Origin of the sequence: Cyanobium sp. BA20m-p-22 (assembly GCF_024346275.1) — a bacterium.
Classification (GTDB): domain Bacteria; phylum Cyanobacteriota; class Cyanobacteriia; order PCC-6307; family Cyanobiaceae; genus Cyanobium_A.
The window spans coordinates 1-12,433 of sequence record NZ_JAGQCQ010000075.1 but is presented as its reverse complement, the minus strand read 5'-3'; the positions used below and the strand labels follow the sequence as shown (position 1 = coordinate 12,433).

Annotated in this window: 12 protein-coding genes; 8 read left to right on the top strand and 4 right to left on the bottom strand. The window is 65.8% G+C overall.

From position 1 onward, the window contains the following. Positions 1-35: 35 nt before the first annotated feature. The 3 genes from grrA to argS are packed head-to-tail and all read left to right on the top strand — an operon-like array spanning position 36 to position 3,501. The gene (gene grrA, locus KBZ15_RS08460; RefSeq protein ID WP_255014755.1) at positions 36-443 is read left to right on the top strand and encodes a GrrA/OscA1 family cyclophane-containing rSAM-modified RiPP; all 408 of its coding nucleotides are present in this window, start codon (positions 36-38) and stop codon (positions 441-443) included. Continuing rightward, complete coding sequence (gene grrM, locus KBZ15_RS08455; protein ID WP_255014754.1) at positions 440-1,636, top strand: cyclophane-forming radical SAM/SPASM peptide maturase GrrM/OscB; 1,197 nt, start codon at positions 440-442, stop codon at positions 1,634-1,636. The genes grrA and grrM overlap by 4 nt, the downstream gene beginning before the upstream one ends. 53 nt (positions 1,637-1,689) lie before the next feature. Then, positions 1,690-3,501, top strand: coding sequence for an arginine--tRNA ligase (gene argS / locus KBZ15_RS08450; RefSeq protein ID WP_255014753.1), 1,812 nt, complete (start codon positions 1,690-1,692; stop codon positions 3,499-3,501). 12 nt (positions 3,502-3,513) lie between these two features. Here the strand turns inward: argS and KBZ15_RS08445 are convergent, their stop codons facing one another. The 3 genes from KBZ15_RS08445 to KBZ15_RS08435 are packed head-to-tail and all read right to left on the bottom strand — an operon-like array spanning position 3,514 to position 6,691. After that, complete coding sequence (locus KBZ15_RS08445; RefSeq protein WP_255014752.1) at positions 3,514-4,296, bottom strand: glycosyltransferase family 2 protein; 783 nt, start codon at positions 4,294-4,296, stop codon at positions 3,514-3,516. Between the two features lie 12 nt (positions 4,297-4,308). Continuing rightward, positions 4,309-5,208 carry a glycosyltransferase family 32 protein gene (locus tag KBZ15_RS08440; RefSeq protein WP_255014751.1) on the bottom strand — a complete coding sequence of 300 codons (900 nt, stop codon included), beginning with the start codon at positions 5,206-5,208 and terminating at the stop codon, positions 4,309-4,311. Between the two features lie 49 nt (positions 5,209-5,257). Further along, positions 5,258-6,691 (bottom strand): FAD-dependent oxidoreductase, encoded by a 1,434-nt coding sequence (locus KBZ15_RS08435; RefSeq protein WP_255014750.1) that lies wholly within the window; start codon positions 6,689-6,691, stop codon positions 5,258-5,260. Between the two features lie 85 nt (positions 6,692-6,776). Between KBZ15_RS08435 and KBZ15_RS08430 the strand changes: the two genes are divergently transcribed. The 5 genes from KBZ15_RS08430 to KBZ15_RS08410 are packed head-to-tail and all read left to right on the top strand — an operon-like array spanning position 6,777 to position 11,830. Then, complete coding sequence (locus KBZ15_RS08430; protein ID WP_255014749.1) at positions 6,777-7,886, top strand: ABC transporter ATP-binding protein; 1,110 nt, start codon at positions 6,777-6,779, stop codon at positions 7,884-7,886. A 28-nt stretch (positions 7,887-7,914) separates the two neighbouring features. Next, positions 7,915-9,063 (top strand): spermidine/putrescine ABC transporter substrate-binding protein, encoded by a 1,149-nt coding sequence (locus KBZ15_RS08425; protein ID WP_255014748.1) that lies wholly within the window; start codon positions 7,915-7,917, stop codon positions 9,061-9,063. A 37-nt stretch (positions 9,064-9,100) separates the two neighbouring features. After that, on the top strand, positions 9,101-9,949 hold the full coding sequence (locus tag KBZ15_RS08420) for an ABC transporter permease (RefSeq protein WP_255014747.1): 849 nt from the start codon (positions 9,101-9,103) through the stop codon (positions 9,947-9,949). Beyond that, positions 9,946-10,770: an ABC transporter permease gene (locus tag KBZ15_RS08415; RefSeq protein WP_255014746.1), complete on the top strand. Its 825-nt coding sequence runs from the start codon at positions 9,946-9,948 to the stop codon at positions 10,768-10,770. Before KBZ15_RS08420 ends, KBZ15_RS08415 begins: the two co-directional genes overlap by 4 nt. Then, positions 10,748-11,830 carry a histidinol-phosphate transaminase gene (locus tag KBZ15_RS08410; protein WP_255014745.1) on the top strand — a complete coding sequence of 361 codons (1,083 nt, stop codon included), beginning with the start codon at positions 10,748-10,750 and terminating at the stop codon, positions 11,828-11,830. The genes KBZ15_RS08415 and KBZ15_RS08410 overlap by 23 nt, the downstream gene beginning before the upstream one ends. On the opposite strand, the gene KBZ15_RS08405 is transcribed toward KBZ15_RS08410, so the two are convergent. Continuing rightward, the coding region (locus tag KBZ15_RS08405; RefSeq protein WP_255014744.1) for an MBL fold metallo-hydrolase at positions 11,827-12,433 on the bottom strand (607 nt) is incomplete at its 5' end. The two genes, KBZ15_RS08410 and KBZ15_RS08405, sit on opposite strands and share 4 nt — an antisense overlap.

Below are 12,433 nucleotides of genomic sequence, written 5' to 3'. Positions count from 1 at the left end.
CCGCCCAGCGCTGATCCCCCTCCCCCTTAGCTCCCATGGCGATTCCTAACCGTTCCTATCTGTTTGGCCTGCTGCTGCTGGCCTCCCTGCCGCTTGATGGGGCTGCGGCCCTGGCTGTGGCCAATGCCCAGGGATCTGCGGCGCTGGCGGGCCCGTCCCTCAGCATTGAGGAGAGACTCAGCCGCATTGCGGCGGCGGTGCAGCAGCGGGGTGGGGTCGAGGAGGCACCGGGGGGGGAGCTCTCCTACGTGTTCGTCAATGGCAATGGGCTGGGCTGGGGCAATGGCGGTTTCCGCAACGGGGGCTTCTACAACGGTGGATTTGGCAATGCTGGCTTTGGCAACGGGGGCTTTCGCAATGGCGGCTTCGGTAATGGTGGATTCCGCAATGGGGGCTTCCGCAATGGCGGCTTCCTTAACGGTGGCGGCCGCTACTGGCGTTGATCCCGATCCCGGCCGCTGACCTGGAGGCCCGGGGCCCGGGGGGCTATGGGCCGGTGCGGTTGCTGGTGGTGCAGCCCACCCCCTTCTGCAACCTCGATTGCGACTACTGCTATTTGCCCGATCGGGGCGACCGCAGCCGCTTGCCGCTGGCGGTGCTCGAGGCAGCTGTGGAGCGGGTGCTGGAGAGCCCCTATTTCGGCGGCGAGTTCACCCTGCTCTGGCATGCGGGCGAACCGTTGATGGCGCCGATTGCCTTCTACGACGAGGCCACCCAGCGGATCGGCCGGCTTCTGGAGGGGCGCGGGTTGCCGGCCAGCACGGTCGTGCAGTCGCTGCAGACCAATGCCACCACGATTGACGGGGCCTGGTGCGATTGCTTTGAGCGCAATGGCATCCACGTGGGCGTGAGCATGGATGGGCCAGCCTTCCTGCACGACGCCCACCGCGTCACCCGCACCGGCCTGCCCACCCATGCCGCCGTCATGCGGGGCATCGACTGGCTGGCCCGGCGGCGGATTCCCTTTCAGGTGATCTGCGTGCTCACGGCCGATGGCCTCGACCATGCCGACGCCATCGTTGATTTCTTCCTGCAGAACGGCATCGGGGATGTGGGCTTCAACATGGAGGAAACCGAGGGGGCCAACACCCATTCCAGCCTCGATGGGGGCCCGCTGGGGCGGGAGCTGCTGGAGCAGCGCTACCGGGCCTTCATGGCCCGCATCTGGCAGCGCAGCCGCGAGCAGCCCGGCCGCCTCCGCATTCGGGAATTCGACGGCATCGCCACCATTGCCTGCAGCACGGCCCGCATGGTTCAAACCGACATGAACACGCCGTTTGTGATCGTCAACGTGGATGCCCGGGGCAATGCTTCCACCTTTGATCCGGAGTTGCTCTCGGTGGCCACCGCCGAATACGGCGACTTCTCGTTTGGCAATGTGCTGAATGACAGCCTCGAAGCCCTTGCCACCAGCGCCAAGTTTCGCCGGGTGGAGGCTGAGATCCGCGCCGGGGTGGAGCTCTGTCGCAGCAGCTGTGGGCACTTCGGGCTGTGCGGCGGCGGTACGGGGAGCAACAAGTACTGGGAGCACGGCCGCTTCGATTGCAGCCAAACCCAGCACTGCCGCTACCGCATCCAGTTGGTGGCCGACGTGGTGCTGGAGGGCCTGGAGCAGGAGCTGGGACTGCTGGCCTGATCAGGTGGCCTGCGGGGGATGATCGATGGGCACCCTGCCCCTGTTCGGCTGCCATGCTCCGCATCGCCCAGACCCTGAACGGCCAACTGCGCGCGGCGATGGAGCGGGCCTTCCCCGAGGCGGCGCAGCGGGCCCGTGCGGCGGGGCAGGCCCTCGATCCCCAGCTGGCGCCTGCCTCTAAGCCGGAATTCGGCGATTTCCAAGCCAATGGGGCCCTGCCCCTGGCCAAGCCCCTGGGCCAGCCACCCCGGGCCATTGCCCAGGCGATCGTGGCGCAATTGGCCAGCGAGCCGGCCTTTGCCAAGCTTTGCCTGGAGCCGGTGATCGCCGGCCCCGGCTTCATCAACCTCACCCTGCGGCCTGAGCGGCTGGCGGCGGAGGTGGGGGCCCGGCTGGCCGATCCGCGCCTGGGGGTGCCGGTTGGGGCCAACCAGGGAGCCGGCCAGGAGGTTCATGCCGGCCCGGTGATCGTGGATTTCTCCAGCCCCAACATCGCCAAGGAGATGCATGTGGGGCACCTGCGCTCCACGATCATTGGCGACTGCCTGGCCCGGGTGCTGGAGTTCCGCGGCCACCCGGTGCTGCGCCTCAACCATGTGGGCGACTGGGGCACCCAGTTTGGAATGCTCATTACCCACCTCAAGCAGGTGGCGCCCGAGGCCCTGGAGCACCCCGATGCGGTGGACCTGGGCGATCTGGTGGCCTTCTACCGCCAGGCCAAGGCCCGCTTCGACGCTGACGAGGCTTTCCAGGCCACTGCGCGCGAAGAGGTGGTGAAGCTGCAGGGGGGCGACCCGGTGTCGCTTAAGGCCTGGGGATTGCTATGTGAGCAGAGCCGGCGCGAATTCCAGCAGATCTATGACCGCCTCGATATTCGTCTTGTCGAGCGCGGCGAGTCTTTCTACAATCCCTATCTGCAAAAGGTGGTTGACGACCTCAGCGCTGCCACTTTGCTGGTCACCGACGACGGTGCCCGCTGCGTGTTCCTCGAGGGCATGAGCGGTAAGGACGGCAAGCCCCTGCCGCTGATCGTGCAGAAGCGTGATGGCGGCTTCAACTACGCCAGCACCGATCTGGCGGCGATCCGCTATCGCTTCTCCCAGGCAGGCGATGGCGCCAGCCGCGTGATCTACGTAACAGACGCGGGCCAGGCCAGCCACTTCGCCGGGGTGTTCCAGGTGGCCCGCCGCGCCGGTTGGATTCCCCAGGGCACCAGCGTGGAGCATGTGCCCTTTGGCCTGGTGCAGGGCGACGATGGCAAGAAGCTCAAGACCCGCTCCGGTGACACGGTGCGCCTCAAGGACCTGCTCGATGGGGCGGTGCAGCGGGCCGAGGCCGACCTGCGCCTGCGCCTGGCCGAGGAAGGGCGCACAGAGGATGGGGCTTTCATCCAGCACGTGGCCCACACCGTGGGCCTGGCGGCGGTGAAGTACGCCGACCTCTCCACCAACCGGATCACCAACTATCAGTTCAGTTTTGATCGCATGCTGGCCCTGACGGGCAACACGGCCCCCTACCTCCTGTATGCGGTGGTGCGGATCGCCGGCATCGCCCGCAAGGGCGGCGATCTGGAGGCCGCCTCCGCTCACCTCACCTTCACCGAAGCCCAGGAGTGGGCCCTGGTGCGGGAGCTGCTCAAGCTGGATGCGGTGATCGCCGAGGTGGAGGAGGAGTTGCTGCCCAATCGGCTCTGCAGCTATCTGTTTGAACTCAGCCAGGTTTTCAACCGCTTCTACGACCAGGTGCCGGTGCTCAAGGCTGAAGAGCCGGCCCGCAGCTCACGGCTGGCCCTTTGCCGCCTCACCACAGGCACCCTCAAGTTGGGGTTGGGTTTGCTCGGGATCCCCACCTTGGAGCGGATGTGACTTGAAATTGCCTCAGCGCCTGACTGGGGTGGATGCTTCCGGGCCTGAGTCGTAGTGAGCCGCGCAGTACTTGAAGAACACCTCTAGGGCGACCAGTAGGCTGTACAAGAATCCTTCGGCACCACTAAGGAATGAGAGCTTGATAAAATAAAGATTTAGAAAGCGTGGCACGGCATGGATGAGTCCGGCGGCTACGCCGGAGCGAGATCTTGAGTTGCGCAGTTTGATTGCGGCAAGCTGGGAATATTGCGCAAGTTTTAGCAGGCTCTGGTGAATAGACCTGCGCGAGTGATGGATCAGTCGTGTGCGGAAAAGCTGTGTTCTTGCCGCTGCGCGCAGGATGGCTCCCTCGTGAACTTGTCCTTCAAAGCCAACTAAATCACTCACCTTAAATAGGCGGGGAATTCCCTTTGTTTGGTGAATGCCTTTAAGGTGTTTGCCAAAGACATAGTCTTCCCAGCGGACAAGGCCTCGATTTATTGCTCCTTGGCCCACTGCGGCGCGGATTTCTTCAGCTAATTTTGGCGGGATAATTTCGTCACAGTCTAGGAAAAAGATGTAATCACATTCGCAATAATTTAGGGCGCGATTGCGTTGAATCGCGAATCCCTGCCAGTCCAAGTGGTGGTAAACCTCAACCCCTAGGGACTTGGCAATACTGGTGGTTGAGTCGGTGCTGCCGGCATCGATGACGAGAAGCTGGTCTGCAAATTTAGCCGAATCTAGGCAGTTGGCAATTGTGCTGGCTTCATTGAAGGCAAGGATCGCAATGCATAATTTGTGTAGGGTCGGCATTTTTGATGGTGCTTAACAAGTTTCAGGGCTAATGGCTCGATGACTCTTTTGTTCGAGTGTCCAGTGGCCTTCGGGCTTGTCGATGTATTGAAAGAATTTATTTGAGAAGTTTCCTTGCAGGCAGGTATGCCGAGAGAAGCGCCAGCTATGTTCGTGCTCTGAGAGCACTGCTTGGAATACGGTTGGACCGGTTATTTCGTATATATTGTCGCTTTGAGGGTTCTCGATACGACGAAGAATTTCTTCGATTAGGGCCTTGATAATTGGATGTTCCTGCCTACTTGCTATGAAGTAATTTGTAGCGCCGCCGTCTTTGTATCGCAAGAACAGCGCGCTTGATGCGGCTGGTATAATTCTGTTTAAGGGCCAGACTAGGTGGGCGTCGATATCCATGTAAACTCCACCATATTTATAGAGCACTAGCAATCGCCAGAGATCTGCCTGGGCAGCTCCAATGGTCAGCCTGTTGTAAAGGCGCGAGGTCTCTCCGGGGAAGTGGTGCTCCACGAAGTCTTTGCGCATATCCGTGGTGTGAAACTTGTAGTCGTAGCCAGAGCTCAATAGTCGATTGCAAAGCCAGCCGGCCTTGATTGGCAGGGTAACTTTATTTGTGTAGTTGGTTTGCCAAACTATTTTTGGTATGGCCTTGGAGAGGGCCTCGGCATTGCTGCTGGCTGAGTCGATTGGTTTATTGACGGAGCTTCTTAGCAGGAATCGTTGATTTGGGAATAGCCAGTAGTGGAGGTAAAATATGGGCCGCAACCCATTGGCCAAAAACTTGATTCCTCGCCCGCCAAGGTAGGCCGCGATGGCATCACGCTTTGACTGGCCAGGCACCATATTCAACAAGCCGAGATCCTCCTTTACGAGAATTTTGCCAGAGTCCCCTGCCGCCTCCCGGGCGTCATCCAATTGGGCGGCGTAACACTCTTGCGTAACAGGCTGGCGCAGTACCCGGGCATCAGCTGCTCTCGAAATCCTGGTTCTTGGCCCAGGTTTGGCTTGTCCCTTTGTTCTTGCCAGCCAGCTCCTGCACCTGTTCACTGGCGGCCAGCCCCGCCTCGATTGCCCCCTCGAAATAGCCAGGCCAGCGGCTGGCAGCTTCGGTGCCGGCCCACACCACCCGGCCGTGGGGTTGTTGCCACACCGTTCCGTAGCGGCTCCAGGCGCCGGGGCTCAAGAAGCTGGTGAAGGCGCCGCCGCTCCAGCTCTCCCCGTTCCAGTTTTGCAGCACCAGCTCGCTGGGTGCGGCGGCCTCCGGGCCCCACAGCAGGGCCAGATCCTGCAGCACGACGCGCCGCCGTTCGGCTTCCGGTAGGCGCTGCCAGGCCACGGCCCGGTCGCCGGCGATGAAGCAGCTCAGCTGGCCCGGGCCGTCTGGGGGTGAGCTGTCGACGCTGAGCTCCAGGGCGGGCAGGTTGCCGATACCGAGGCCATTAAGGCCCCGCTCGCGCCAGAAGGGCCGCGGATAGAGGGCCAGCACCTTCACCATCGAGCCCATGGGCGAGCGCTGCAGCAGGCCCTGCCATTCCGGCGGCAGCGCTGGGCTGAAGCGGATTCCCAATCGCAGCGGGGGCGGGATCGCAACCACCACCGCCGCCGCCGTGATCCGATCCCCCTCGCCAAAGGTCACCCGCACGCCCCCACCGTTCTGCTCGATCGCCCCCACCGGCGCCCCCAGCTGGATCAGCGGCCCCAGCTCTGCCGCCAGCCGCTCGGCCACCTGGGCCGCCCCCCCATGCACCAGCCAGGCCTCCGGCGTTTCCTGCTGGGGTGCAACGGCCTGGCTCCAGGCCAGGTGCAGGATCGAGCTCTCGTGGGGTTCAAAGCCGCCCGATCCCCCCACCCGTGCCAGCCAGGCCAGCGGGTAGCGGGCCAGTTGGCCGGCCCCCTGGCGCTCTAGCCAGCCAGCGATGCTGAGCTGGTCGAGCTCGGCGGCAGCGGGGCCGCTCCAGGGCTGCCCTGGGGGCACCTGGGCCACCAACTGCTGAAAGCGCCGTTGCAGGGCCAGGGCCTCAGCCACCTCGCCAGCCGGTAGGCCCAGTTGTTCAGGCCGGAAGAACAGCAGGCTGGAGCCAAAGTCGTGTTCAACGCCAGCCTGATGGGCCGTGCCGTTCCAGTGGAAAATCCCTTCGCCTGCGTAGTAGGTGGGGTAGCGCTGCAGGCCAAACTCCCCCAGCAGCTCCAGCAGGCGCTGGTGCGTGGCGCCCACCCACTGGCCGCCCAGATCCAGCGGCAGGCCCATGGCGCTGGGGCGGCCCCACATCCTGCCGCCGCAGCGTTGCCGTGCCTCCAGCAACCGCACCTGCAGGCCCCGCCGATGCAGGTCGCGGGCGCAGACCAGCCCGGAGAGGCCGGCGCCCACCACCACCACATCGACCGTGCCAGTTCCCATTGAATAGGTGCCCAGAAGCCCAGATGAACAGTGCCACTGGCAAGGGATTGCTAAACAGGTGCGCCGGTGCGCGCCATTTTTGCCCTTGAACCCTGGCACGCTCCAGCCCGATCGCCAAGCTCCGCTGCAGCAGCCGGGGGATAGGGCAGTCATTGAGCTCGAGAAGGTCAGTCGTCGTTTTGGCGGCCAATCCAGCGGCCAATCCAGCGGCCAATTGGGCGGCCAATTCGCAGTGGAGGAGCTCAGCCTCTCGATCGGCCCGGGGGAATTCTTTTCCCTGCTGGGCCCCTCCGGCAGCGGTAAGTCCACCACCCTGCGCCTGATCGCCGGCTTCGAGCACCCCGATGGGGGGCGGATCCGCCTGCAGGGCCTGGATCTCACCGGGGCCCCGCCGCACCGCCGCCCCGTGAACATGGTGTTTCAGAACTATGCCCTCTTCCCCCACCTCGATGTGTGGGACAACGTGGCCTTTGGCCCCCGCTCCCAGCGGCTGGCGGCGCCGCAGATCCGCCGCCGTGTGGGGGAGATCCTCGAAGTGGTGCGGCTTTCGGAGCTGGCACGCCGGCGTCCCCACGAGCTTTCCGGTGGCCAGCAACAGCGGGTGGCGCTGGCGCGGGCGCTGGTGAACGCCCCTGCGGCCCTGCTGCTCGATGAACCGCTCGGGGCCCTCGACCCCGACCTGCGCCGCGTGATGCGGGCGGAGCTGCAGCGCATCCAGCGGGAGCTGGGCATCACCTTCCTGCTCGTCACCCACGACCGGGAAGAGGCGCTCAGCCTCAGCGACCGGCTGGCGGTGCTGCACCAGGGAAGGCTGGAGCAGGTGGGCACGCCGCGCCAGCTCTATGACCGCCCCTGCAGCGCCGTGGTGGCCACCTTCCTGGGGGCGACCAACCTGCTGCCGGATGGTTCGGCTGGGGGCCTGCGGCTGCTGCGGCCCGAACGGCTGCGGCTGAGTGAAACGCCACCCCAGCAGGGGGAGTGCGGGCTGCGGGCCCAGGTGCGGGAGCTGGCCTTCCAAGGGGCCACGGTGGAGGTGCGCCTGGCCGGCAGAGATGGTTTGGCTGGCAGAGATGGTCTGGCCCTGATCGCCATCGACACCAGCGCCAACCTGCCGGAGAATCTGCGCGTTGGCTCCGAGCTCTGGTGTCGTTGGAACCACGCCGATACCCATCGGTTGGCTGACTGCCCGCCCTGATCGTTGCTTTGACCTGATGCCAGCCCAGTTGCCCCTCCCATCCAGTCAGTCCGGCCGTCGGCTCTTTCTGCAGCGTCTGGCCGCCACTGCCGCCGGTGCGGTGCTGGCACCCACCCTGCTGCAGGCCTGCAAGGGGAGTGGGAATGGCAGTGGCAGTGGGGAGTTGGTGATCTCCACCTTCCCCCTGTATATCGATCCCGATGCCCCGGGCGCCCCGGGCAGCGTGAGCCGCTTCCGCCGGGACACCGGTATCCAGTTGCGCTACCTGGAAGACCTCAACGACACCCGCCAGTTCTTTGCCCGGATTCGCCCCCAGCTGGCGGCAGGTCGGCCCCTGGTTCAGGATCTGATGGTGCTGCCCTCCTGGATGGCGCAGCGGTTGATCGGCCTGGGCTGGCTGGAGCCCTTGCCCCTGGCCCAGGTGCCCAACATCCGCAACCTGGTCCCCTATCTGGCCAATCCCCCCTGGGATCCGCAACAGCGTTACAGCCTGCCCTGGCAGTCGGGCATTGCCGGCATCGCCTACAACATCAAAGCCACCGGCCGGGAGCTGGCCCGCATCGATGACCTGTTCGATCCGGCCCTGCGGGGGCGGGTGTCGGCCCTGCTGGAGATGCGCGACACGATGGGCCTGCTGATGCTGGCCGACGGCCAGGACATCAGCCAGCCCACCTGGGCGGCTGCCCAGCCCAGCTTTGCTCGCCTGGAGCAGGCCCGCAAAGACGGCCAGATCCGCCGCTTCACTGGCAACGACTATCAAAACGATCTGCTGGCCGGCAACCTGGCGGCCTGCATCGGCTGGTCAGGTGATGTGGCCCAGCTGGTTCTCGAGCAGCCCGACCTGCGCTTCGTGGTGCCAGAAAGCGGCGGCGTGCTCTGGTCTGACGTGATGCTGATGCCGAAGGGCGCCCAGCACCGCCGCGAGGCAGCGGCCTGGATGAACTGGGTCTATGAGCCGGTGGAGGCGGCCCGCATCGCCGCCGCCGTGCAGTATATCTCGCCGGTGGTGGGGGTGCGCCAGCAGTTGGCCAAGGATCCGGCCACCGCCGCCCTGGCAGCCAATGAACTGATGTTCCCGGATGCGGCGATGCAGCAGCGGTTGCACAGCTTCGGTCCGCTCAGTGAGAGCGAAGAAGCCCGTTGGGAGGAGCGCTTTGCCAGCATCACCGAGGGCTGAGGCCGCAGCCAGGGCCAGGCGCTTCTGGCCCTGGCTGATGCTGGCGCCCGGCCTGCTGTGGCTGCTGGGGCTTTACCTGCTCCCCCTGCTGGGCCTGGTGCCGCTGTCGCTGTCGGAGCCGCTCAACCGCTTCGGGCTGGAGACGGTGTTTCGCGGTCGACTGGCCACCTATCTGGAGGTGCTGCAGGCCTACGGCCCGATCCTCTGGCGCTCGTTTGGCTACGCCGCCAGCGCCACCGCCATCGGCCTGCTGCTGGCCTATCCGCTCGCCTTCGCCATCCGCTTCCGCGGCGGCCGCTGGCAGCCCCTGCTGATCGGCCTGGTGGTGTTGCCTTCGCTCACCTCCTACCTGGTGCGGGCGATCGCCTGGACCAGCCTGCTGGGCGACAACGGGCCCGTGCTGGCGCTGCTGCAGAGCCTGGATCTCACCGCGGCGTTCAACGGCCTGGGGCTGCTGCGGGACGGTCGGCTGTTGAACACTCCCACCGCGGTGATCCTGGGGCTGCTTACCAACCAGCTGCCGTTTCTGGTGTTGCCGCTGGTGCTGGCGATGGAGCGGATCCAGCCCTGCCTGCTGGAGGCCGCGGCCGATCTCCACGCCGGAGCCTGGCGGCGCTTTACCCAGGTGGTGTGGCCCCTTTCCCGGCCGGGCCTGGCCGCCGGCATCCTGCTGGGCCTGATCCCCGCTGCCGGCGATGTGGTCAACCCCCTGTTCCTCGGTGGCCCGAATGAGCGGATGGTCGCCAACACGATCGACAACCTGCTTTTGGTGCAGCTGCAGGCGCCGCGGGCGGCGGCGCTCACCCTGGTGTTGATGGCCCTGGTAACCCTGGCGGTGCTGGTGCAGCTCCGGGGCCGTGGTCTCGACGAGCTGCCGCTGCCATGAAACGCATCGGCAACGTGCTGCTGGCCGCCTCCAGTGCCCTGACCTTCGCCCTGCTCTACGCGCCGGTGGCCGTCACGGTGCTGTTCAGCTTCAACGCCCCGCGCGGCCGTTTCAACCTGCTGTGGCAGGGCTTCACCCTGGCCAACTGGCGCCACCCCCTGGGCGATCCGGCCCTCACCGAGGCCTTCCTCACCAGTTTGGCCCTGGCCCTGGCGGCTGCCCTGGTGGCGGTGCTGCTCGGGGGCCTGATGGCCCTCTCCCTTGCCCGGGCGCGGCTGCGCGGCAGGCGGGTGATCGGGCTGCTGGTGGCCCTGCCGCTCACCAATCCGGAGATCGTGCTGGCCACGGCCCTGCTGAATCTGTTTGTGGGGATCGATCTGCCCCGGGGCCCGCTCACCCTGCTGCTCTCCCACAGCCTGTTCTGCCTCAGCTACGCGGCCCTCACCCTCAAGGCCAGGCTGGCGGGCTTCGATCCGAGCCTGGAGCAGGCGGCTCAGGATCTCGGCGCGCCGCCGCTTGAGGCCTTTGCCCGCGTCACCCTGCCGCTGCTGGCGCCGGGGCTGCTGGCGGCCGGGTTGCTCTCCTTTTCCCTGTCCTACGACGACTTCGTGATCAGCAGCTTCATGGCCGGTGAGACGGTCACCTTGCCCCTCTATCTGGCCGGTGCTTTCCAGCGGGAGATCTCCCCCCAGGTCCAGGTGCTGACCACCCTGGTGCTGCTGGTCAGCGCGGCGTTGCTGCTGCTGGCCACGCTCAGCGGTATGCCTACGCTGCGGAAAGCTGTCGACCTGCCGCGCCGTGACCCATTCGGCAGACCTTGACGCCCCCCCTGCCCGCCCGGAGGTAGAAAGCCTCCGCGCCTACAGCGCTCCGCTGGAGGGGAGGCGGGGCCTTCTGCGACTCGATTTCAATGAGAACACCGTGGGCCCCAGCCCCCACGTGGTGGCGGCGATTCGGGCGATACCGGCGGATCAGTACGCCATCTATCCCGAATACGACGGCCTGCGGGAGGCGGTGCTGGCGAACCTGGCCCTGCCCTTAGCGCCCAGCCAGATCGGCCTGTTCAACGGGGTGGATGCGGCGATCCACGCCATCTTCCACGCCTACGGGGGCCAGGGCGACACCCTGCTCACCACCAGCCCCACCTTCGGCTACTACAGCCCCTGCGCCCAGATGCAGGGCATGGCGATCGAGGCGATTCCCTATCACCTGCCGGATTTCGCCTTCCCACTCGAGGAGATCCGCGCCGCCCTGGGGCAGGGGCCTCGCCTGCTGCTGATCTGCAACCCCAACAACCCCACGGGCACCCGGCTGGCGCCTGAAAGGATCCTGGAGTTCGCGGCCACGGCGGCCCAGACCCTGGTGGTGGTGGATGAGCTCTACGAGGCCTTCACCGGCGACAGCGTGCTGCCGGTGGCCGACTTTGCGGCCACCCCCAACCTGGTGGTGCTGCGCTCCCTGGCCAAAACTGCCGGTCTGGCGGGTTTGCGCATCGGCTTTGCCATCGGTGCGGCAGCGGTGATCGACCGCATCAGCCGGGTCGTCGGCCCCTATGACATCAACAGTTTTGCGGTGACAGCTGCTCTGGCGGCTTTGGCAGACCAGCCCTATGTGGATGGCTATGTGGCCGAAGTGCGCCTGGCCCGCGCCTGGCTGGTGCAGCAGCTGCGGGGGGCCGGCGTGCGGCACCATGCCGACGGCGGTAACTACCTACTGATCTGGCCCGAGCTGCCCCCTGAGCAGGTGGAGCAGCGGCTCCGGCAGGAGGGCATCCTGGTGCGCTCGATGGCGGACAAGCCGCTAATTGCAGGTTCGCTGCGGGTGAGTATTGGAACCCTCGAGCAGATGGGGCAGTTCTGGGCGGCCTACGCCGCGATCTAGCGCATCACTTCGATCACCATGCCCTCGCCCAGCTTGGCGGGCAGGCTTAGGGTGCGGCCCGGGCGATTCACCGGGGTGCCGGCCATGGCATCGAGGAACGGCTGCAGGGAGCCCTGGTCGCAGTCTTTAGGGGTGGTTTTGCCACTGACGTATTGCACCGGGATCACCCGGCGGGGCTTCAGCTCACGCACCACCTCGGCCGCCTCTGCTCCGGAGTAGACCTTGGCGCCGCCTCCCACGCCGATGATCAGTACGTCGGGCCTGCCCAGCATCACCTTGTCGGAGGGGCTGAGCCGGGCCGCCGTGCCGCCTAGGTGGGCAAAGTCAAGGCCCCCCTGGCGCCAGCGCCAGAGGGTGGCCTGGCCAAAGCGCCGGCCCCCGACACGGTCGTGGGGGCCGGCGATGCCCTCGATCTTCAGGCCCCCCACCTTGTAGGAGCCAGGATCCACCAGCATCTTGCCCTTGGCCACATTCGCGCCCTCATCTAGCAGGCGGCTGCTGGCCAGCACCACGGTGGCACTCACCCTGGGTTCGGCCAGCCCAGCTGCACAGGCCACGGCCTTGAAGGGGTTGACCAGCACGCTGGCACCGCCACCACTGATC